We start from the raw sequence: 18465 nt of genomic DNA, 5'->3' as shown, positions 1-18465 counted from the left end.
GAGCGGCAGCGTGAAGCGCAGGATGATCAACTCGCTGCTGGGCGTCGTCCTGGTGGTCGTCGTGGTGTTCTGCGTGCCGCTCGCCCTGGTCGAGAAGCGGACCATCGTCAACTCGGCCCAGGACCGGGTGGACGCCGCCGCCGTCCGGGTGCTCGCCCTGGTCGAGAGCCGGCTCGCCGCGGGCGAGCCGGTCACCGGGCGGGCCTTCGAGAGCCAGGTCACCGAGGGCAGCTACGTCGAGGTGCAGGTGCCCGGCCAGCCGGTGGTCTCCGCCGGCGAGCGCCCGGCCGGGAACCACCTGCTGAAGGCCGTCGAGCGCGGCAACAGCGGCGAGACCGTCACCGTCGAGCAGTCCCGCGAGGACGTCGACCACGAGATCGCCAACAACCTGCTGCTGCTCGGCGTGGTCGCCCTGCTCGCCGTCCAGGCCGCGGTGGCGCTCGCCGTCTGGCAGGCCAAGCGGCTCGCCCGGCCGCTCACCGATCTCGCCGAGACCGCCGAGCGGCTCGGCTCCGGCGACCCGCGCCCGCGCGACCGCCGCTACGGGGTGCCCGAGCTCGACCGGGTTGCCGAGGTGCTGGACACCAGCGCCGAGCGGATCGCCCGGATGCTCACCGCCGAGCGCCGGCTCGCCGCCGACGCCTCGCACCAGCTGCGCACCCCGCTCACCGCGCTCTCCATGCGGCTGGAGGAGATCACCGCCCTCGCCGAGGAGCCGGAGACGGTCAAGGAGGAGGCGACCATCGCCCTCCAGCAGGTCGAGCGGCTCACCGACGTGGTCCAGCGGCTGCTCACCACCCAGCGCGACCCGCGCAGCCCCACCGCCGTCGCCTTCGACCTGGACGAGGTGATCAAGCAGCAGGTGGAGGAGTGGGGCCCGACGCTGCGGGAGCAGGGCCGGGTGCTCTCCCTGGAGGGGCTGCACGGGGTCACCGCGGTCGGCACCCCGGGGACGGTCGCCCAGGTGCTGGCCACCCTGATCGAGAACTCGCTGATGCACGGCGCCGGGACGATCACCCTGCGGATCCGGCCCTCCGGCACCTCGGTGGTGGTCGAGGTCCAGGACCAGGGCGCCGGCGTGCCGCCGGACCTCGGCAACCGGGTGTTCGAGCGCGCGGTCAGCGGGCGCAACTCCACCGGCATCGGGCTGGCCGTCGCCCGCGACCTCGCGGAGGCGGACGGCGGGCGGCTCGAACTGCTCTCGCTGAAGCCGGCGGTGTTCGCGCTCTTCCTCGGGCGCAGCCACCAGGACTGAGGGCCTGAGGCCGACCGGGACACGGCAGGATCCGGCAGGGGGATCCGGTGGGGGGATACGGCCGGGGATACGGCGAGCCCCGGCGGCCGGGTTCGGCGAGCCGGGGCTGCGCGGGGTACGAGGGCGGTGCGAGGACCGCGGGGCCTACTCGGCCTTGGCGAGCCGGATCCGCTCGGTGGCCAGCATCAGCTCGGCCTGCGCGGCCAGCTCCTGGCCGGCGGCGGCGCCCACCGACTGCTGGGCGGGCAGCTCGACGGTCTCCGGCACGGCCTTGAACACCCAGGTGCGGTACGAGACGAAGCGGAACACGGTGGCCACGGCGAGGCCGATCACCTTGGCGCCGATCTGCTCGTAGTGCGAGCGCAGGTCGAGCACGTACACCGAGAAGCCGAGGACGCCGGTCTCGATCAGCATGCCGATGCCGCTGTAGACCAGGAAGAGCGTGATCTCCCGCTTGCGGGAGGCGGCGTCGCGGTCCCGGTAGAGCCAGTAGCGGTAGCCCAGGTAGTTGGTCGCGATCGCGATCACCGTCGCGACGATGTTCGACCGCACCGAGGCCAGGCCCATGCCGTTGAGGCAGACCCAGAACACGGCGAAGTTGACCACCACGCCGCTCAGGCCGACGATGCCGAACTTCACCACTTCGCCCTTGAGCCCACGCAGCTTCTGCGCGAGTGAGGGTTCCGAAGCCGCGTTCGTCGCCATACCGGAGTGCCTCCATGTGCCTGCTGGTCGAAAGGGCCGGTCGCGGTCGCGCGGCCGCCCCTTGAGCCCTGCGTGCACGCACATGATCGGACCGCGCAGACCAGGACCTAGCCGTCCAGGCTACCCGCTTCCATCGAACGGCTCAGCCCCCAGGGCGCCAGGTTGACATCTACGCGCGTCCGCTCCAGCGGCCCCACCTGCGGCTCCACCGCCCCCGACCGGCCCGGATATCCTGGGCCGCGTGACTTCCCCGGGCAATGTGAATTTTCCAGTGGTGGGCATGATCGGTGGCGGGCAGCTGGCCCGCATGGCACACCAGGCGGGCATCCCGCTCGGGGTCAGGTTCAAACTCCTCGCCGACACGCCCCAGGACTCCGCCGCACAGGTGGTCTCCGACGTCGTCCTCGGTGACTACCGCGACCTCGACACCCTGCGCGCCTTCGCCGCCGGCTGCGACGTGATCACCTTCGACCACGAACACGTCCCCACCGAGCACCTGCGGGCCCTGGAGGCCGACGGCATCGCCGTCCGCCCCGGCCCGGAGGCGCTGGTCAACGCCCAGGACAAGGGCGTGATGCGGGCCAAGCTGGACTCCATCGACGTGCCCTGCCCCCGGCACCGGCTCGTCGCCGACCCGGCCGACGTGACCGCCTTCGCGAACGAGGGCACCGGCTACCCGGTCGTCCTGAAGACCGTCCGCGGCGGCTACGACGGCAAGGGCGTCTGGGTCGTCGACGACGAGGAGCAGGCGCACGCCCCGTTCCTGGCCGGCGTCGCGGTGCTGGCCGAGGAGAAGGTCGACTTCGTCCGCGAGCTGGCCGCCAACGTCGTCCGCTCGCCCAGCGGCCAGGCCGTCGCCTACCCGGTGGTGGAGAGCGTCCAGGAGAACGGCGTCTGCGCCGAGGTCACCGCCCCCGCGCCGGACCTCGACCCGGCCCTGTCCGACGAGGCCCAGCAGCTCGCCCTGCGGATCGCCGGGGACCTCGGCATCGTCGGCCACCTCGCCGTCGAGCTGTTCCAGACCCGCGACGGCCGCATCCTCGTCAACGAGCTGGCCATGCGCCCGCACAACTCCGGGCACTGGACCCAGGACGGCGCCGTCACCTCGCAGTTCGAGAACCACCTGCGGGCCGTCCTCGACCTCCCGCTGGGCGACCCCCGCCCGCGCGCCAGGTGGACCGTCATGGTCAACGTCCTCGGCGGCGACTACCCGGACATGTACCACCCCTTCCTGCACTGCATGGCCCGCGACCCCGGGCTGCGGATCCACATGTACGGGAAGGACGTGAAGCCCGGCCGCAAGGTCGGCCACGTCAACGTCTTCGGGGACGACCTCGAAGACGTCCGCGAGCGCGCCCGCCACGCGGCCGCCTACCTGCGAGGAACGATCACCGAATGACCAACCCCCTCATCGGCATCGTGATGGGCTCGGACTCCGACTGGCCGGTCATGGAGGCCGCCGCCCAGGCCCTGGACGAGTTCGAGGTCCCGTACGAGGTGGACGTCGTCTCCGCCCACCGGATGCCCCGCGAGATGGTCGCGTACGGCGAGCAGGCCCACGGGCGCGGCCTGAAGGCGATCATCGCGGGCGCCGGCGGCGCGGCCCACCTGCCGGGCATGCTCGCCTCGGTCACCCCGCTGCCCGTCATCGGCGTGCCGGTGCCGCTGCGGTACCTGGACGGCATGGACAGCCTGCTGTCGATCGTCCAGATGCCGGCCGGCGTGCCGGTGGCGACCGTCTCGGTGGCCGGCGCGCGCAACGCCGGCCTGCTCGCGGTGCGGATGCTCGCCGCCTTCGACCCCGAGCTCACCGAGAAGATGACCGACTTCCAGGCCGAGCTGAACAACCAGGCCACCGAGAAGGGCAGGAAGCTGCGCGCCAAGGTGGCCGGTTCCGCGTCCTTCGGCTTCGGCAAGTAGTTCGGCCACCCGCGGGCGTGGGGTAGAACAGCACGCATGACCGCTGACCTGGACTCCCCCACCCCGCTGGACCGCGCCCGCGCCCTGCTGCGCACCGCCCCCGTGGTGGACGGCCACAACGACCTCCCCTGGGCGATGCGCGAGCAGGCCGGGTACGACCTCGGCGCGCTCGACCTCGCCGCCGACCAGAGCGACCGGCTGCACACCGACCTCGCCCGCCTCGCGGAGGGCGGCGTCGGCGCCCAGTTCTGGTCCGTCTACGTTCCCTCCTCGCTGGCCGGCGACCACGCCGTGAGCGCCACCCTGGAGCAGATCGACTTCGTCCACGCCCTGGTGGAGCGCTACCCGGACCGGCTGCGCCTGGCCCGTACCGCCGCCGACATGGAGGCCGCCCGCGCCGAGGGCCGGATCGCCTCCCTGATGGGCGCCGAGGGCGGCCACTCCATCGACTGCTCGCTGGCCACCCTGCGCGCCCTGTACGAGCTGGGCGTCCGGTACCTGACGCTCACCCACAACGACAACGTGCCGTGGGCGGACTCCGCGACCGACAAGCCGGCGGCCGGCGGGCTGACCCGGTTCGGCGAGGAGGTCGTCCGGGAGATGAACCGGCTCGGCATGCTGGTCGACCTCTCGCACGTCTCCGCCGACACCATGCGCGACGCCCTGCGGGTGAGCGAGGCGCCGGTGGTCTTCTCCCACTCCTCCTCGCGCGCGGTCTGCGACCACCCGCGCAACATCCCGGACGACGTGCTCGCCCAGCTGCCCGCCAACGGCGGCGTGGCGATGGCGACCTTCGTGCCGAAGTTCATCCTGCCCGCCGCCATCGAGTGGACCGTCGCCGCCGACGGGAACATGCGCGCCCACGGCTTCCACCCGCTGGACACCACCCCGCCGGCCATGGAGCGCCAGCGCGCCTTCGAGGCCGCCAACCCGCGCCCGATCGCCACCCCGGCCACCGTCGCCGACCACCTCGACCACATGCGCGAGGTGGCCGGCATCGACCACATCGGCATCGGCGGCGACTTCGACGGCACCGCCTTCCTGCCGGACGGCCTGGACTCGGTGGCCGGCTACCCCAACCTGGTCGCCGAACTCCTCGGCCGCCACTGGTCGGAGGCCGACCTGGCCAAGCTCACCTGGCACAACGCCGTCCGCGTCCTGCGCGACGCCGAGTCGGCGGCCGCCGGGCTGCGGGCGGGCCGCCGCCCCTCCATCGCCACCATCGCGCAGCTGGACGGCCCCTCGGCCTAGACGGAGGGGCCCTGGCCGAGGCGCGGGATCTCGATGGCCGGGCACCTGTCCATCACCATGGCCAGCCCGGCCTCCCGGGTCCGCCCGTAGGCGGCCTCGTCCACCACGCCCAGCTGGAACCAGACCGCCTTCGCCCCGGCGGCGACCGCCTGGTCGGCCACCTCCCCGGCCAGCGCGCTGTTCACGAACACGTCCACCACGTCGACCGGGAACGGGATCTCGGCGAGCGAGGCGTAGCCCCGCTCGCCGAGGACCGTCTCGGCCTTCGGGTGCACGGGCACGATCCGCTTGCCGTACTCCTGGAGCACCCGGGCCACCCCGTACGCGGCCCGGGCGGTGTTGGTGGACAGGCCCACCACCGCCCAGGTGTCACCGGTGCGGGTGAGGATCTCGCGGACCGCCGCGTCGTCGCCGTAGCTCGTCATGCCGGTGGGAACGCCGGGCGGCGGTGCGGGATTCCTGCCCGGTCAGCTCGGGCGGCCCAGGGCGCGGTAGGTCCAGCCGGCGGCGCGCCAGGCCTCGGCGTCCAGGACGTTGCGGCCGTCGAGGAGGCGGCGTTCGGCGACCACGGCGCCGAGGACGGCCGGGTCCAGCTCGCGGAACTCGGACCACTCGGTGAGGTGGAGGACGACGTGGGCGCCCTCGGCGGCCTCCAGGGCGGAGTGGGCGTAGGCGAGGGAGGGGAACATCTTGCGGGCGTTGTCCACGGCCTTGGGGTCGTAGACGGTGACCTGGGCGCCCTGGAGCTGGATCTGGGCGGCCACGTTGAGGGCGGGGGAGTCCCGGATGTCGTCCGAGTTGGGCTTGAAGGCGGCGCCGAGGACGGCGACCCGGCGGCCCAGGAAGCCGCCGCCGCACTGCTCGCGGGCCAGCTCGACCATCCGGGAGCGGCGCCGCATGTTGATCGAGTCGACCTCGCGCAGGAAGGTCAGCGCCTGGTCGGCGCCGAGCTCGCCGGCCCGGGCCATGAACGCGCGGATGTCCTTGGGCAGGCAGCCGCCGCCGAAGCCGAGGCCGGAGTTGAGGAACTTGCCGCCGATCCGCTCGTCGTAGGCGAGCGCCTTGCTGAGCTGGGTGACGTCCGCGCCGGCCGCCTCGCAGACCTCGGCCATCGCGTTGATGAAGGAGATCTTGGTGGCCAGGAAGGAGTTGGCGGCCGCCTTGACCAGTTCGGCGGTCGCGTAGTCGGTGACCATGAACGGCACCCCGGCCGCGATCGGCTCCGCGTACACATCGCGCAGCAGCCGCTCGGCCCGCTCGCTGTGGGCGCCGACCACGATCCGGTCCGGCCGCAGGGTGTCCCGCACGGCGAAGCCCTCGCGCAGGAACTCCGGGTTCCAGGCGAGTTCGGCGCCCTCGCCGACCGGCGCCAGCGCGGCCAGCCGCTCGGCCAGCCGGGCCGCCGAGCCGACCGGGACGGTCGACTTGCCGACCACCAGGGCGGGGCGGGTCAGGTGCGGCGCGAGCTCGTCCAGCGCGGTGTCGACGTACGACATGTCGGCGGCGAACTCGCCCTTGCGCTGCGGGGTGTTGACGCAGATGAAGTGCACGTCGCCGAACTCGGCGGCCTCCCGGGCGGAGGTGGTGAAGCGCAGCCGTCCGGTCGAACCCTCGTGCCCTGCCACGTGCTTGAGCAGCAGTTCGGACAGCCCGGGCTCGTACATCGGGACCCGCCCTGCGGTCAGCATGGCGATCTTGTCCGGGTCGATGTCCAGGCCCAGCACCTCGAAGCCGAACTCGGCCATCGCGGCGGCGTGCGTGGCGCCGAGGTAGCCGGTGCCGATCACGGAGATGCGGAGGGTCACGGGTTCTCCTTGGATGCGGACGCGACCAGTACGGATGCCCTGATGCTATCCGCCCGCCGGGGGCGCCCCGGGATCACCTGCACGCCGGAGGGGCCGTCCCGCCGGTCGCCCCCGGAGCGCGGACATGAACGACCGGGCCGCCGCTGGACGCTAGGCAGCCGCAGGTCGGCGCCCTAGGATCTCTACTGAACGGTAGTTAACCGCGGATTCGACTCGCACCGGGCGTCGATCGGACCTCGATCGGGCCTCGCCCGGGCGTCGGTCACTGAACGACGAGGCAGGCATCATGGCGGGCAGCGCAGGGGCGGCTGACTTCGATCTCTTCCGGATCTCCGAGGAGCACGGGATGCTCCGTGAGGCGGTGCGTTCGCTGGCCGAGGCGAAGATCGCTCCGTTCGCGGCGGAGGTGGACGAGCAGGGGCGGTTCCCGCAGGAGGCGTTGGACGCGTTGCGGGGCAACGACCTGCACGCGGTGCACGTGCCGGAGGAGTACGGCGGTGCGGGGGCGGACGCGCTGGCGACGGTGATCGTGATCGAGGAGGTGGCGCGGGTGTGCGCGTCGTCCTCGTTGATCCCGGCGGTGAACAAGCTGGGGTCGCTGCCGGTGCAGCTGTCGGGTTCGGAGGAGTTGAAGGCGAAGTACCTGGGGGCGCTGGCGCGGGGCGAGGGGATGTTCTCGTACTGCCTGTCGGAGCCGGAGGCGGGTTCGGACGCGGCGGGGATGAAGACCCGGGCGGTGCGTGACGGGGACTTCTGGGTGCTGAACGGTGTGAAGCGCTGGATCACCAACGCGGGGGTGTCCGAGTTCTACACGGTGATGGCGGTGACGGATCCGGAGAAGCGGTCGAAGGGCATCTCGGCGTTCGTGGTGGAGAAGGGCGACGAGGGGGTGTCCTTCGGTGCGCCGGAGAAGAAGCTGGGTATCAAGGGGTCGCCGACGCGTGAGGTGTACTTCGACAACGTGCGGATCCCGGCGGACCGGATGATCGGTGCGGAGGGGACGGGTTTCGCGACGGCGATGAAGACGCTGGACCACACCCGGGTGACGATCGCGGCGCAGGCGATCGGGATCGCGCAGGGTGCGCTGGACTACGCGAACGGGTATGTGCGGGAGCGCCGGCAGTTCGGGAAGGCGATCGCGGAGTTCCAGGGTGTGCAGTTCATGCTGGCGGACATGGCGATGAAGCTGGAGGCGGCGCGGCAGTTGACGTACGCGGCGGCGGCGAAGTCGCAGCGGGGGGACGCGGATCTGACGTTCTTCGGTGCGGCGGCGAAGTGCTTCGCGTCGGACGCGGCGATGGAGATCACGACGGACGCGGTGCAGTTGCTGGGCGGGTACGGGTACACGCGGGACTACCCGGTGGAGCGGATGATGCGGGACGCGAAGATCACGCAGATCTACGAGGGGACCAACCAGGTCCAGCGGATCGTGATGGCCCGCAACCTCCCGTAACGCGCACACACACGCACCGGCGTACAGCCACGGCCCCCGACCGCCCGTCCGCGGTCGGGGGCCGGAAAACCGTGCGACGGCGGGCGGCCGCGCTCCGTAGGCTGCCCGCCATGTCCTCCACGCCCGCCGCGACGACCACGCCGTCCGCACCGCCCGCCACGCTCAGCCTGGCCCCGATCACCCCCGAGAACATCGACGCCGCCCTCGCCCTGCGGGTCCGCCCCGACCAGGAGCACCTGGTGGCGCCGGTGGTGAAGTCGCTGGCCGAGGCGTACGCGTACGGGGAGACGGCCTGGCCCCGGCTGATCCTGGAGGACGGGCGGCCGGTCGGCTTCGTGATGGCCTTCTTCGACATCGTCTTCCACCCCGACCGCCCCGGCGACCGCCCCCGCTCAGGCCTGTGGCGGCTGCTGGTCGACGCCGGGCAGCAGCGCGGCGGGTACGGCCGCTTCGCCGTCGAGCAGGTCTGCGCCGAGATCCGCCGCCGCGGCGGCACCCGCGCCACCGTCACCTACCACCCGGGCCCGGACGGCCCGGCGGAGTTCTACGCCCGCCTCGGCTTCCGCCCGACCGGCGAGCTCAGCGGCGACCAGGCCGTCGCCGAACGGGAGTTGTAGGACCGCCACGGCCTGCCGCGGGCCGGCGGCCGCCGGGTAGGGTCCGGGGCCATGACCGAGCCGGGCTTCCTCACCGAGACCAGGGCGTTCTACGACGCCGTCGCCACCGAGTACACCGACCTCTTCCGGGACGCGCTGGACCGCATGCCGATGGACCGGGCGATGCTGGCGCTCTTCGCCGACCTGGTCCGCGCCGAGCGGCCGGATGGCAGGACGGCCGAAGTCGGCTGCGGCCCGGGCCGGATGACCGGGCCCCTGCACGGCCTCGGCGTGGACGTGCACGGGATCGACCTCTCGCCGCGGATGGTCGAGCTGGCCCGGAAGGCCCACCCGGAGGTGCCGTTCAGCGTCGGCTCGATGTTCGACCTCCCCTTCCGGGACGGGGAGTTGACCGGCGTGGTGGCCTGGTACTCGATCATCCACACCCCGGCGGAGCGGCTCCCCGAGGTGTTCGCCGAGTTCGCCCGGGTGCTCGCCCCCGGCGGCCACCTGATGCTCGCCTTCCAGGTCGGCGACCGGCCCCTGCACCTGGAGCGGCCGTTCGGGCAGCCGGTGTCGCTGGACTTCCGCCGGCTGCGGCCGGAGCACGTCGAGGAGCTGGCCCGGGAGGCCGGCCTGCCGGTCACCTCCCGTACGGTCCGGGAGCCGGAGGGCGACGAGAGGACCCCGCAGGCCTACCTGCTGGCCCGCAAGCCGGTGGCCGGGGGCTGAACCGGAGGCCGGATGCCGAACGCCGCGCCGAACGCCGACGGCCGCACGTCAGGCGGCCGGGGCCGACGGCTGCCCGGAGGCGGTCGCGATCACCTCGTCCAGCACCTCGCGGGAGCGGAGCAGGTCGTCGATCGTCCGGTCGATCCGCTGGCGCTCCGCGGTGAGCTCCTCGACCAGGAGCGGGGTGGCGATCTCGTTCGGGCTGCCGTCGGAGTCCCGCATGCAGGGGAGGATCTTGTAGATGGTCCGGCTGTGCAGTCCGGCCGCGAACAGCTCCTGGATGTGCACCACCCGGTCGACGGCGGCCTCCGGGTACTCCCGGTGGCCGCCCTCGGTGCGGCGGGCGGCCAGCAGGCCCTGCTGCTCGTAGTAGCGCAGCGAGCGCTCGCTCACACCCGTCCGCCGGGCCAGTTCGCCGATCCGCATGCCGTCCACCCCGTCCCGTGCCGTGCCGTGCCGCCGTCGCCGTCCGCCGTCGCCGTTCACCGGCCCCGCCCGCCGTCGCGGATCGGGCCGCCCGGAAACCTGACATCGATGGTAGCTTCCCGGTCCCGGCGCGGGGGGCGGAACCGGATAACACAGCGGTGTCCGGCCCGGCCCGACCGGGGGTGACGCGCGAGGAACAGGCGATCGTGCCATGATCCCTGCATGTCTTCCAACGTTTTCTTCGACATCGAGATCAACGGCGAGGCGGCCGGCCGGATCGTCTTCAAGCTCTACGACGACGTCGTCCCCAAGACCGCCCAGAACTTCCGCGAGCTGGCCACCGGCCAGAACGGCTTCGGCTACGAGGGCTCCGGCTTCCACCGCGTGATCCCGGCCTTCATGCTCCAGGGTGGTGACTTCACCAACCACAACGGCACCGGCGGCAAGAGCATCTACGGCGAGAAGTTCGCCGACGAGAACTTCAAGATCAAGCACGACCGCCCGGGTCTGCTGTCGATGGCCAACGCCGGCCGCAACACCAACGGCTCGCAGTTCTTCATCACCACCATCGTCACCGACTGGCTGGACGGCAAGCACGTCGTCTTCGGCGAGGTCCTCGAGGGCATGGACCTGGTCAAGAAGATCGAGGGCCTCGGCTCGCAGAGCGGCCGCACCTCGGCCAAGATCACCATCGCCAAGTCCGGCGTGGTCGCCTAAGCACCGCCGCCACCTGGCACGCACCGCCCCGGAGCGGGACGTCGGATCTTCCGATCTCCCGCTCCGGGGCGGTTTCGCGTCCGCCCCCGTACCCGCGCCCGCGCCCGGACGCCGCCCGGTTCCCGCCCCCTTTCGCGCCGGGCGCCGCCGTGCGGCGGGCAGGGTAGCCCGGAGCGCGGCCGTCCGGGCCGGAACCGGGCAATCGTGCGGCCTGCCTGCGCCGGAGCCCTACGCTCGATTCGGACGCGGCCCCAGCCGCGGCCGAACTCGACTCTGCGGCAAGGTGGTTGACCGATGATGGAGCAGGGCGCCGACGACGGCGAGGTGACCTACGAACAGGTGACGGTGGTCTCCCTGGCCGGCTGCGAGCCGGTCGGCCCGGCGCGGTTCGCCGTCCGGGTCGCCCGCGAGGGCATGACCGTCAAGCGGGTGGCGGGCTACTGGGTGCGCTGGGACGAGCGGTGGGGCCCGGAGGAGGTCCGCCACCACTCCCGCTGGATCGCGGACGAGGAGTACGTGCGGCCGGACACCGGCAGCCTGGAGGGCACCCTCGCGGTGATGGTCGCCGCGTACTGGACGGACCCGGCGGGCGCCTTCCCGCGCCGCCCGGGCACCGAGACCGTGGTGACCTTCCGGCCGGGCGAGACCGAGCACGAACTGGTGCTGGAGCAGCCCGCGCCGCCCGTGTCGGCGGCCGCCGCCGCGCACCGCCCGGCCTCGCTGTCGGTGCAGCTGACCCACGCGCGGTGGCTGGGCGGCGACGGGCAGCCGATCCACTACGGCTTCTCGGGCGCGACCGAGGAGGCGGCCGGCGGCGAGGGGGAGTGGCTGGTCCGCTTCCCGGAGTGCGGCACCGGGCTGCTGCCGTACGTCTAGGCCGCATGGCACGTCCCGTACCCCCGCGGGTTCAGGCGGGGCTCGGAGCGGGCCGGGCCGGTGCCGCCGCGGGCCCCCAGTCGCCCGCCCGCGTCCCCACCTTGCGCGCCGGTGCGCCGGCCCAGATCTCGCCGGGGCCGGTCGAGCGGGTGAGCACCGCGTTGGCCCCGACGACGGTGCCCGCGCCGACGGTCAGCACGCCCTCCTTGCACACCACCTTGGCGCCCGCGCACAGCACCGCCCCGTCCTCGACCACCACCCGCCGCATCGCGCTCTCCTCCTGCGGCACCCACGGGTCGGCCCGGCCGATGGTCACGCCGTTGTAGAGCGTCACGCCGGCGCCGAGGGTGGTGTACGGGTGCAGCACGGTGCCGAAGCCGCGGTGGAAGACCATCAGCCCGGGCCCGATCTCGCAGGCGGCGGGCACCTCCATCCCGTACAACGCGAGCGCCTCCTGGACCAGGCGGCCCAGGAGGCGGTGGCGACGGCGGCGGATCAGTGCGGTGACGAGTGGCATCCACTCATTGTGGTGGAGCGGTCACGCGAAGTGGCCGACTACTTGAACTCCGGCACCGCGGTGTCGTTCTTGAAGGCGTCGAAGACCTGCTTGGACTTGCCGGCGTCCCAGAGCACGGCGGACTCGCCGGTCTTGGTCCGGTAGTCCGGGTTGCCGATCGGCACGGTCAGCGACTTGCCGCTGCCGCCGTTGACGTCCTTCATGGCGAGGAAGAGCGAGCCGAGGTCGGTCAGCCCGCAGTCCTCGTCGACGATCAGGGTGCCGAGCGCGGAGTCGACCAGCGGGTAGAAGGTGAACGGGTTCATCAGGTTGCCCGGGGAGGCGGCCTGGTGGGCGAGGGCACCGAGGAACTTCTGCTGGTTGCGCATCCGGCCGAGGTCCTGGTCGGCCATCTGGTGGCGCTGGCGGACGAAGGCCAGGGCCTGCTTGCCCGTGAGGGTCTGGTCGCCGGCCTTGAGGTCGAGCCCGGAGTCCTTGTCCTTGACGTCCTGGTCGATCTTCATCTCGACGCCGCCGATCGAGTCGACGATGCCGACGAAACCGCCGAAGCCGATCTCGGCGTAGTGGTCGATCCGTATGCCGGTGTTCTGCTCGACGGTCTGGACCAGGAGGCGGCCGCCGCCGTTGCCGAAGGCCGAGTTGATCTTCGCGGTGGTGCCCTTGACCGGCTTGCCGTTGCTGCCCGGGTGCTCGGGGATCGGCACCCAGGAGTCGCGCGGGATGCTCATCAGGGTGTTCCCGTTGTCCCCGACGTGCAGGATCATCATCGAGTCGCTGCGCTTGCCCTCGGTGTCGTGCCCGGTGTGCAGGTCGTCCTGCTCGGAGTCGGTGAGGCCCTGGCGGCTGTCGGAGCCGACGATCAGCCAGTTGGTGCCCTTGCCCGCGGCGGGGCGGCCGGGGTAGTCGGCGAGCACGTTCTCGTGGTTGAGCTTGGAGTCCGCCCAGAACCAGGTGGAGACGGCGGTCACCATGACGGCGATCAGCAGGCCGAAGACCGACCACTTCACGATCCGCCGCCGCGGCCAGCGCCGGGCCTGGGCACCGGGCGGGCGGGTGCCGCCGGGGCCGCCGGGGCCGCCGGGGCGGCCCTGACCACCCTGGCCCCCCTGCCCGCCGGGACCGCCGGGCCCGCCCGGGCCACCGGGGCCACCGGGGCGCCCCGGGCCGCCGGGACGGGCGCCGGGTGCGCCGGCCCCCTGCGGCGGGACGCCGCCCAGCCGGGACTGCCCCGGTTGCCCCGGCTGCCCCCCGGGCTGTCGCGGCTGCCGTGGCGCGGCCGCCCCCGGCCCGCGCGGGTTCAGCGAGGACGGCAGCGGCGGCTCGGCCGAGCCGCCTCCACCGCTGCCGCCGTACGGGTTCCCGCCGCCCCCCGGGCGGCCCTCCTGCCACGTGTTCATGCCGACGAGGATGCCCGACCCCGGTCGGGCTGACTCCCCCCGGGGGGCCCACCAGGCCTCTTGTAGCAGTTTTGGTGCACGCCCCGAATCGTTCCGCCGAAACATCCGGACACCCGCCGTTCCAGCGGCTGAAACGTTTCTTGACCAGCTCGAACACAGCGTGTTTGCATTCCAGGCATGGATCAGCGTTGGGCACTCACGCGTCGGCGGCACGTCGACCTGCGGCGCGGTGTGGCCTGTTCGCTCTGTCGCGGCTGACACGCGCCCGTCGGGTCCCCGTACTCCCCGCAGGCCCCGCACGTCCGCCGACGTAGCGCCCCGGTGCCCCGCAACGCCCCCCCCGCACCGTTCCCGCACCGCCCCCGGTACCGGCCCCCACCGCGGCGCCTTCCCCCGCCGCCGCACTCCGCCGCACCGCGCCGCCCCGCTTCCAGCCAGAGGTGAAACCCATGGCCGTCGTCCTGTCCGTTTCCGGCTCCCCGTCCGCCACCTCCCGCACCACCCGCCTGCTGCGCCACGTCGACGCGCGGCTGGCGGAACGCGGCCACCACGTCGTCCCCTTCGAGGCCCGCAGCCTGCCCGCGCACGCGCTGCTGTCGGGCGACTTCGACCACCCCGAGATCGTCGCCGTCACCGAGCTGTTCGCCCGCGCCGACGGCGTGGTCGTCGGCACCCCCGTCTACAAGGCCGCCTACTCGGGCCTGCTGAAGGCCCTGCTGGACGTGCTCCCGCAGTACGCCCTGGCCGGCAAGGCCGTCCTGCCGCTCGCCACCGGCGGCTCGCCCGCGCACGTCCTCGCGGTGGACTACGCGCTGCGCCCGGTGCTCAGCTCGATGGGCGCCGGCCACATCACCCAGGGCTGGTTCGTGCTCGACCGCCACATCACCGCCCGGGAGGACGGGACGACCCTGGTGGAGCGCGAGACCGAAACGCTGCTGGCCCCGGTCGTGGACGGCTTCGCCACGGCCCTGGAGCGGCTGGCCGCACCCGCGCTGACGAGCTGACGGACCGTCGCCGCCGGCCCGTACGGGGCGTCCCCGAGACGGGCCGCGGCGACCCCTAGGGGGAGCCGCTCCGTGGCCCGTAGAACCTTGGTTGAGAGGCTTCATTCCGGCGGATGACGAGCGCTCCGCCGCCGACTCCTAACGTGGTTCACACATCCCCACCCGCCAGGAAGCGGCCCGGTTGCGCCGGGTCCGGTGGCCAGGTCCACCGGGAGGGTGGAGACAACTCCCGGTCGAGGACTACCGCCCGCGCCATGTCGCGCGGCGGGCGGGCCCGTGAGGCTGGGGGCCAACGGGTGAGCGCATCTTCCTTAGGAGTGTCCCAGTGACGACGGCAGCAGCAGCCGTGTACGACCCCCAGCTTCCCGGCGGGGCGCCCGCCGTCGCCGCGTCGGCCCGTCAGGTCACCAAGGCGTACGGCTCGGGCGAGACCAGGGTGACCGCGCTCGACGCGGTCGACGTCGACATCCAGCGCGGCCGGTTCACCGCGATCATGGGGCCGTCGGGCTCCGGCAAGTCCACCCTGATGCACTGCCTGGCGGGCCTCGACACGGTCACCTCCGGGCAGATCCGGATCGGCGACACCGAGATCACCGGCCTGAAGGACAAGCAGCTCACCAGGCTCCGGCGCGACAAGATCGGCTTCATCTTCCAGGCCTTCAACCTGCTCCCGACGCTGAACGCGCTGGAGAACATCACGCTCCCGATGGACATCGCCGGGCGCAGGCCCGACCAGGCCTGGCTGGACCAGGTGGTGGAGACGGTCGGCCTGTCCGGCCGGCTCAAGCACCGCCCCGCCCAGCTCTCCGGCGGCCAGCAGCAGCGCGTCGCGGTGGCCCGGGCACTGGCCGCCCGCCCCGAGATCATCTTCGGCGACGAGCCCACCGGGAACCTGGACTCCCGGTCCGGTGCCGAGGTGCTGACCTTCCTGCGCCGCTCGGTGGACGAACTGGGCCAGACCATCGTGATGGTCACCCACGACCCGGTCGCCGCCGGCTACGCGGACCGCGTGCTCTTCCTCGCCGACGGCGTGATCGTGGACGAGATGTACGCGCCCACCGCCGACTCCGTCCTCGAACGCATGCGCCGTTTCGACGGCAAGCGCACCAGCTGAGCGGCGGGACGACACCATCATGCTGCTCAAGACCTCACTGCGGAGCTTCCTCGCCCACAAGGGCCGGATGGCGCTCTCGCTCATCGCCGTCGTGCTGTCGGTGGCCTTCGTCTCCGGCACCCTGGTGTTCTCCAACACCGCCACCGGCACCTTCGACAAGCTCTTCGCCGCGACCTCCTCCGACGTCTCGGTCCAGCCGCCCAAGCCGGCCGAGGACGAGGAGCAGCAGGCCGCCGTCAAGCCGCCGACCGTCCCGGTCGCGCTGGAGCGGCAGGTCGCCGCGCTGCCCGGGGTGAAGAGCGCCGTCGGCCAGGTCCTGGTCGAGAACGCCGTCATGATCAACCCGGCCACCAACAAGCTGGTCGGCCCGACCACCGGCGCGCCCACCCTGCTCGGCAACTGGACCGACACCCCGGGCAACCCGCTGAAGGTCACCTCCGGCCACACGCCGCGCGGCCCGACCGAGCTGCTGCTGGACGCCGACACCGTGAAGAAGGCCAAGCTCGCCCTCGGTGACACGCTCAGGGTCGAGAACCCCCTCGGCCGGCACGACTTCACCATCGTCGGCATCGGCACCTTCACCACCACCAACCCGGGCGCGGCGCTCGGCTTCCTGGACACCCCGACCGCCCAGCAGGCACTGCTCGGCGGGCCGGCCTTCAGCACCGTCGAGGCGTACGGCGACGGCAGCCGCGGCGACGACCGGCTCAAGGCCGACGCGCTGGCCCAGCTCGGCGGCGGGTACCAGGTGAAGACGGCGGCCGAGCAGAAGGCCGACCGCAGCGAGCAGGTCGGCAAGGGCCTCGGCTTCATGAAGTACGCGATGCTCGGCTTCGCCTTCGTCTCGGCGATCGTCGGCGCCTTCCTGATCGTCAACACCTTCTCGATGCTGGTCGCCCAGCGCACCCGGGAGATCGGCCTGCTGCGCGCCATCGGCGGCAGCCGGCGGCAGGTCAACCGCTCGGTGCTGGTCGAGGCGCTGATCCTGGGCGTGCTCGGCTCGACCCTCGGGGTCGCGGCCGGCCTGGGCGTGGCGGTCGGCCTGATCAAGCTGATGACGGCGATCGGCATGGACCTGGAGGCGGCCGACCTGCAGATCGGGCCGGACGTGTTCGTCGCCGGGTACGCGCTGGGCATCGTGGTCACCCTGGTCGCGGCCTGGTTCCCGGCCCGCCGGGCGAGCCGGATCTCGCCGATGGCCGCGCTGCGCGACCACGGCACCCCGGCGGAGGCCCGGGCCAACCTCGTCCGCACCGGCCTCGGCCTGCTGCTGACGGCGGGCGGCGGCGCGGTGCTGGTGCTCGGCGCGGGGGCGGAGAAGGCGGCCACCGGCGGCCGGTACCTGGGCCTCGGCGTGGTGCTCACCCTGATCGGCTTCGTGGTGCTCGGCCCGCTGCTGGCCTCGGCCGTCGTCCGGGTGCTCGGCGCGCTGCTGCCGGCGCTGTTCGGCCCGTCCGGCAGGCTCGCCCAGCGCAACGCGATGCGCAACCCGCGCCGCACCGGCGCCACCGCCGCCGCGCTGATGATCGGCCTGGCGCTGGTGATCGCCTCCGCGGTGTTCAGCTCCTCGGCCGTCACCTCGACCAGCGCGCAGATCGACAAGTCGGTGGGCGCGGACTACATCGTCTCCGGCGGCCGTACCGCGATCACCCCCGAGATGACGGACGCGGTCCGGAAGACCCCGGGCATCGACCACGTCACCACCCAGCGGTTCTTCGCCGCCAAGGTCCAGCTGCCGGACGGGCAGAAGGCCAAGACCCCGCTGACCGCCGTGCCGCCGTCCTTCTTCGGCACCGACTTCCGGCCGACCGTCGACTCCGGTGCGGTGGACTCGCTCCAGCGCGGCTCGCTGGGCATCGGCGCCGCCTTCGCCAAGGACCACGGCCTGAAGGTCGGCGACCAGGTCACCGTCGACTACGGCCAGGGCCGCACCCAGACGGTGCCGGTCGGCGCGGTCTTCGGCAAGGGCGAGCTGTTCGGCGACGGCTCCTTCGTGGCCATGGACACCATGGAGAAGGTCGTCCCGGCCGCCGAGCAGCCGCCGGTGTGGACCTTCTTCGCCAAGGCCTCCCAGGGCGCCGACGTCGACCGGACGCTGACCGCGCTGGAGGACGGGCTGAAGGAGTACCCGCAGCTCACCATCAAGGACCGGGCCGGCTACAAGGAGCTCGCCCAGTCCCAGATCAACACCCTGCTCTACCTGATCTACGGGCTGGTCGCCCTCTCGATCACGGTCGCGGTGCTCGGCGTGGTCAACACCCTGGCGCTGTCGGTGGTCGAGCGGACCCGCGAGATCGGCCTGCTGCGGGCGATCGGGCTCTCCCGCCGCCAGCTGCGCCGGATGATCCGGCTGGAGTCCGTGGTGATCGCGGTGTTCGGCGCCGTCCTCGGCACCGGACTGGGCCTCGGCTGGGGCGTCACCGCCCAGCGGGTGCTGCGGGACCAGGGCCTCGGGACGCTCTCCGTCCCGACCGTCACGGTGGCGGTCACGCTGGTCGCCTCGGTGCTGATCGGCCTGTTCGCCGCACTCGTCCCGGCCTTCCGGGCCGGACGCATGAACGTCCTCGCGGCCATCGCGACGGACTGACCCGGCGCCGGGGGGCGCCGGGCCCGGACCACGGGGGAACGGGGGAACGGGGGGACCCACGGGGGACCGGGGGGCACGGGGGACAGGGGCCGGGTGCGCACAGCACCCGG

General features: G+C 72.9%; 18 protein-coding genes. 12 read left to right on the top strand and 6 right to left on the bottom strand.

Annotation, left to right across the window (positions count from 1 at the left end; translation table 11 throughout):
- Positions 1-10: 10 nt before the first annotated feature.
- On the top strand, positions 11-1255 hold the full coding sequence (locus ACFCY1_RS29950) for an ATP-binding protein (protein WP_049650022.1): 1245 nt from the start codon (positions 11-13) through the stop codon (positions 1253-1255).
- A gap of 144 nt (positions 1256-1399) precedes the next feature.
- Here the strand turns inward: ACFCY1_RS29950 and ACFCY1_RS29945 are convergent, their stop codons facing one another.
- Positions 1400-1960, bottom strand: a complete 561-nt coding sequence (locus ACFCY1_RS29945) for a GtrA family protein (protein ID WP_049650021.1) — start codon at positions 1958-1960, stop codon at positions 1400-1402.
- Between the two features lie 259 nt (positions 1961-2219).
- Between ACFCY1_RS29945 and ACFCY1_RS29940 the strand changes: the two genes are divergently transcribed.
- The 3 genes from ACFCY1_RS29940 to ACFCY1_RS29930 are packed head-to-tail and all read left to right on the top strand — an operon-like array spanning position 2220 to position 5131.
- Positions 2220-3359 (top strand): 5-(carboxyamino)imidazole ribonucleotide synthase, encoded by a 1140-nt coding sequence (locus ACFCY1_RS29940; RefSeq protein ID WP_049650020.1) that lies wholly within the window; start codon positions 2220-2222, stop codon positions 3357-3359.
- Complete coding sequence (gene purE, locus ACFCY1_RS29935; RefSeq protein WP_049650019.1) at positions 3356-3880, top strand: 5-(carboxyamino)imidazole ribonucleotide mutase; 525 nt, start codon at positions 3356-3358, stop codon at positions 3878-3880. Before ACFCY1_RS29940 ends, purE begins: the two co-directional genes overlap by 4 nt.
- A gap of 36 nt (positions 3881-3916) precedes the next feature.
- Positions 3917-5131, top strand: a complete 1215-nt coding sequence (locus tag ACFCY1_RS29930; RefSeq protein ID WP_375876630.1) for a dipeptidase — start codon at positions 3917-3919, stop codon at positions 5129-5131.
- On the opposite strand, the gene ACFCY1_RS29925 is transcribed toward ACFCY1_RS29930, so the two are convergent.
- Together ACFCY1_RS29925 and ACFCY1_RS29920 are read right to left on the bottom strand one after the other, a co-directional pair.
- Entirely contained in the window at positions 5128-5556 is a 429-nt protein-coding gene (locus ACFCY1_RS29925; protein WP_375876629.1) for a CoA-binding protein, read from the bottom strand. The genes ACFCY1_RS29930 and ACFCY1_RS29925 overlap by 4 nt on opposite strands.
- Before the next feature lie 42 nt (positions 5557-5598).
- Positions 5599-6936 carry a UDP-glucose/GDP-mannose dehydrogenase family protein gene (locus ACFCY1_RS29920; RefSeq protein ID WP_117488108.1) on the bottom strand — a complete coding sequence of 446 codons (1338 nt, stop codon included), beginning with the start codon at positions 6934-6936 and terminating at the stop codon, positions 5599-5601.
- A gap of 286 nt (positions 6937-7222) precedes the next feature.
- Here ACFCY1_RS29920 and ACFCY1_RS29915 point away from each other — a divergent pair, with 286 nt between their 5' ends.
- From ACFCY1_RS29915 to ACFCY1_RS29905, 3 genes are all read left to right on the top strand, one after another.
- Positions 7223-8389 carry an acyl-CoA dehydrogenase family protein gene (locus tag ACFCY1_RS29915; protein WP_049650015.1) on the top strand — a complete coding sequence of 389 codons (1167 nt, stop codon included), beginning with the start codon at positions 7223-7225 and terminating at the stop codon, positions 8387-8389.
- A 110-nt stretch (positions 8390-8499) separates the two neighbouring features.
- Positions 8500-9006 (top strand): GNAT family N-acetyltransferase, encoded by a 507-nt coding sequence (locus ACFCY1_RS29910; protein WP_375876628.1) that lies wholly within the window; start codon positions 8500-8502, stop codon positions 9004-9006.
- Positions 9007-9057: 51 nt separating this feature from the next.
- Positions 9058-9717 carry a class I SAM-dependent methyltransferase gene (locus ACFCY1_RS29905; protein ID WP_375876627.1) on the top strand — a complete coding sequence of 220 codons (660 nt, stop codon included), beginning with the start codon at positions 9058-9060 and terminating at the stop codon, positions 9715-9717.
- Between the two features lie 48 nt (positions 9718-9765).
- On the opposite strand, the gene ACFCY1_RS29900 is transcribed toward ACFCY1_RS29905, so the two are convergent.
- Complete coding sequence (locus ACFCY1_RS29900) at positions 9766-10143, bottom strand: MerR family transcriptional regulator (RefSeq protein ID WP_049650041.1); 378 nt, start codon at positions 10141-10143, stop codon at positions 9766-9768.
- A 222-nt stretch (positions 10144-10365) separates the two neighbouring features.
- Here ACFCY1_RS29900 and ACFCY1_RS29895 point away from each other — a divergent pair, with 222 nt between their 5' ends.
- Positions 10366-10860, top strand: a complete 495-nt coding sequence (locus ACFCY1_RS29895; RefSeq protein WP_049650012.1) for a peptidylprolyl isomerase — start codon at positions 10366-10368, stop codon at positions 10858-10860.
- 294 nt (positions 10861-11154) lie between these two features.
- Complete coding sequence (locus ACFCY1_RS29890) at positions 11155-11736, top strand: hypothetical protein (protein ID WP_049650011.1); 582 nt, start codon at positions 11155-11157, stop codon at positions 11734-11736.
- 31 nt (positions 11737-11767) lie between these two features.
- Here the strand turns inward: ACFCY1_RS29890 and ACFCY1_RS29885 are convergent, their stop codons facing one another.
- Both ACFCY1_RS29885 and ACFCY1_RS29880 read right to left on the bottom strand, forming a co-directional pair.
- Positions 11768-12253 (bottom strand): hypothetical protein, encoded by a 486-nt coding sequence (locus ACFCY1_RS29885; RefSeq protein ID WP_049650010.1) that lies wholly within the window; start codon positions 12251-12253, stop codon positions 11768-11770.
- A 38-nt stretch (positions 12254-12291) separates the two neighbouring features.
- Positions 12292-13650, bottom strand: coding sequence for an LCP family protein (locus ACFCY1_RS29880; protein WP_375876626.1), 1359 nt, complete (start codon positions 13648-13650; stop codon positions 12292-12294).
- A gap of 449 nt (positions 13651-14099) precedes the next feature.
- Here ACFCY1_RS29880 and ssuE point away from each other — a divergent pair, with 449 nt between their 5' ends.
- The 3 genes from ssuE (at position 14100) to ACFCY1_RS29865 (ending at position 18355) form a co-directional block, all read left to right on the top strand.
- Positions 14100-14654 carry an NADPH-dependent FMN reductase gene (gene ssuE, locus ACFCY1_RS29875; protein ID WP_049658692.1) on the top strand — a complete coding sequence of 185 codons (555 nt, stop codon included), beginning with the start codon at positions 14100-14102 and terminating at the stop codon, positions 14652-14654.
- Positions 14655-14979: 325 nt separating this feature from the next.
- Positions 14980-15768: an ABC transporter ATP-binding protein gene (locus ACFCY1_RS29870; RefSeq protein WP_049658694.1), complete on the top strand. Its 789-nt coding sequence runs from the start codon at positions 14980-14982 to the stop codon at positions 15766-15768.
- Positions 15769-15784: 16 nt separating this feature from the next.
- Positions 15785-18355, top strand: a complete 2571-nt coding sequence (locus ACFCY1_RS29865; RefSeq protein WP_375876654.1) for an ABC transporter permease — start codon at positions 15785-15787, stop codon at positions 18353-18355.
- Positions 18356-18465: the final 110 nt, after the last annotated feature.

This window comes from Kitasatospora sp. NPDC056273, from assembly GCF_042268845.1.
GTDB lineage: Bacteria > Actinomycetota > Actinomycetes > Streptomycetales > Streptomycetaceae > Kitasatospora.
The sequence above is the reverse complement of the archived record's forward strand: the minus strand, read 5'-3'. Positions and strand labels throughout refer to the sequence as shown.

Excerpts from the sequence above, each read along its gene's own strand:
- ACFCY1_RS29945 (WP_049650021.1), bottom strand. The coding sequence starts at position 1,960 with ATGGCGACGAACGCGGCTTCGGAACCCTCACTCGCGCAGAAGCTGCGT.
- ACFCY1_RS29910 (WP_375876628.1), top strand. The coding sequence starts at position 8,500 with ATGTCCTCCACGCCCGCCGCGACGACCACGCCGTCCGCACCGCCCGCC.
- ACFCY1_RS29905 (WP_375876627.1), top strand. The coding sequence starts at position 9,058 with ATGACCGAGCCGGGCTTCCTCACCGAGACCAGGGCGTTCTACGACGCC.
- ACFCY1_RS29880 (WP_375876626.1), bottom strand. The coding sequence starts at position 13,650 with ATGAACACGTGGCAGGAGGGCCGCCCGGGGGGCGGCGGGAACCCGTAC.
- ACFCY1_RS29930 (WP_375876630.1), top strand. The coding sequence starts at position 3,917 with ATGACCGCTGACCTGGACTCCCCCACCCCGCTGGACCGCGCCCGCGCC.
- ssuE (WP_049658692.1), top strand. The coding sequence starts at position 14,100 with ATGGCCGTCGTCCTGTCCGTTTCCGGCTCCCCGTCCGCCACCTCCCGC.
- ACFCY1_RS29890 (WP_049650011.1), top strand. The coding sequence starts at position 11,155 with ATGATGGAGCAGGGCGCCGACGACGGCGAGGTGACCTACGAACAGGTG.
- ACFCY1_RS29915 (WP_049650015.1), top strand. The coding sequence starts at position 7,223 with ATGGCGGGCAGCGCAGGGGCGGCTGACTTCGATCTCTTCCGGATCTCC.
- ACFCY1_RS29895 (WP_049650012.1), top strand. The coding sequence starts at position 10,366 with ATGTCTTCCAACGTTTTCTTCGACATCGAGATCAACGGCGAGGCGGCC.
- ACFCY1_RS29900 (WP_049650041.1), bottom strand. The coding sequence starts at position 10,143 with ATGCGGATCGGCGAACTGGCCCGGCGGACGGGTGTGAGCGAGCGCTCG.
- ACFCY1_RS29925 (WP_375876629.1), bottom strand. The coding sequence starts at position 5,556 with ATGACGAGCTACGGCGACGACGCGGCGGTCCGCGAGATCCTCACCCGC.
- ACFCY1_RS29885 (WP_049650010.1), bottom strand. The coding sequence starts at position 12,253 with ATGCCACTCGTCACCGCACTGATCCGCCGCCGTCGCCACCGCCTCCTG.
- purE (WP_049650019.1), top strand. The coding sequence starts at position 3,356 with ATGACCAACCCCCTCATCGGCATCGTGATGGGCTCGGACTCCGACTGG.